The organism is Kineococcus indalonis, from assembly GCF_009906395.1.
Taxonomy (GTDB): Bacteria; Actinomycetota; Actinomycetes; order Actinomycetales; family Kineococcaceae; genus Kineococcus; species Kineococcus indalonis.
Window position 1 is genome coordinate 1 of sequence record NZ_JAAALM010000668.1, and the last position, 1,819, is coordinate 1,819.

Here is a 1,819-nt window from a genome sequence, read left to right on the forward strand (position 1 = left end):
GGAAGCCCAGGTTCAGCCCGCCGTGCGAGGGGTCCAGCCAGCGCTCGGTGACGACCTTGCCGCGGGTGAAGAAGTGCACGCCCTCGACCCCGTGCGCGTGGGTGTCGCCGAACAGCGAGGCCTTCCAGCCGCCGAAGGAGTAGTACGCCACCGGCACCGGCACCGGCACGTTGACGCCGATCATGCCGACCTGCACCTCGTTGCGGAACCTGCGCGCGGCCCCGCCGTCGTTGGTGAAGATGGCCACCCCGTTGCCGTAGCGGTTGGAGTTGATCAGCTCCATGCCCTCGTCGTAGCCGGACACGCGCACCACGGACAGCACCGGGCCGAAGATCTCCTCGGTGTAGATCGACATGTCGGTGCCGACCCTGTCGAAGAGCGTGGGGCCCAGCCAGAACCCCTCGGCGGCGGCCTGCTCGTCGGCGGCGTCGGGGACGACCTCGCGCCCGTCGACGACGAGCTCGGCGCCGGCGGCCAGCCCCGCTTCGACGTAGCCGACCACCTTGTCGCGGTGCGCGCCGGTGACCAGCGGGCCCATGTCGGTGCCGCGGCGGCCGTCGCCGGTGCGCAGGGTCGCGACCCGCTCCCTGATCTTGCCGACGAGCTCGTCGGCGACGGAGTCGACCGCCACCAGCGCCGAGACGGCCATGCAGCGCTCGCCGGCGGAACCGAAACCGGCGTTGACGGCGGCGTCGGCGGCCAGGTCCAGGTCGGCGTCGGGCAGCACGAGCATGTGGTTCTTCGCCCCGCCCAGGGCCTGCACGCGCTTGCCGTGGGCGGTGCCGGTCTCGTAGACGTACCGCGCGATGGGGGTGGAGCCGACGAAGGAGATCGAGGCGACGTCGGGGTGGGTGAGCAGGCCGTCGACGGCGACCTTGTCGCCGTGCAGGACGTTGAAGACGCCGTCGGGGAGGCCGGCCTCCTTCCACAGCGCGGCGATGAAGTTCGCCGCGGAGGGGTCCTTCTCGCTGGGCTTGAGCACCACGGTGTTGCCCGCGGCGATGGCCAGGGGGAAGAACCACATGGGCACCATCGCCGGGAAGTTGAACGGGGAGATGATGCCGACCACGCCCAGCGGCTGGCGCAGGGAGTACACGTCGATCCTCGTGGAGGCGTTCTCGGAGAAGCCGCCCTTGAGCAGGTGGTTGATGCCGCAGGCCAGCTCCACGACCTCCTGGCCGCGGGAGACCTCGCCCAGGGCGTCGGAGAGGACCTTGCCGTGCTCGGCGGTGATGATCGCGGCCAGCTCGCCCTTGCGGGCGTTGAGCAGCTCGCGGAAGGCGAAGAGCACCGCGGTGCGCCGGGCCAGGGAGGTGTCGCGCCAGGCGGGGAAGGCGGCCTTCGCGGCGGCCACCGCGGCCTGCACGTCCTGCGGCGAGGCCAGCGCCACGTCCTTGGTGACCCGGCCCGTGGCGGGGTCGTACACCTCGGCGCGGCGCTGGGCGCCGCCGGTGCCGGGGGCACCGGCGATCCAGTGCTGCACGAGCGGGCGGGCGGTCTCCCGCGAGGGGGACGGGCCAGCGGCGGCGGTGGAGCTGGCGGTCGTGGTGCTCACGGGGGGAGCCTCCTCGGTCACGGGTCGGCGGACGCACGCATCATGCCACCCGAGCACCCTGGTTTGTAAAGACAAACTGTCATGATGTGCGTCCCTGCCCGGACACCGCGTCGGGCCCGGCGCCCCCGGGGCGCCGCCGGGGCCGCCGCGGGGCGTGGCGCACCGGCGGCCCGCGACGTAGCGTCGCGCCATGAGCGATGCGCGGAGCCGGTCCTGGGCGCGGCGGCGCGGCGGGCGCTACCGCTACGGCGAGTGGGCCGGCGG

General features: G+C 73.3%; 1 protein-coding gene. It reads right to left on the reverse strand.

From position 1 onward, the window contains the following. A partial coding sequence (locus GTR00_RS20090; protein WP_166613307.1) for a CoA-acylating methylmalonate-semialdehyde dehydrogenase occupies positions 1 to 1,483 on the reverse strand: 1,483 nt, incomplete at its 3' end. Between the last annotated feature and the right edge of the window lie 336 nt (positions 1,484 to 1,819).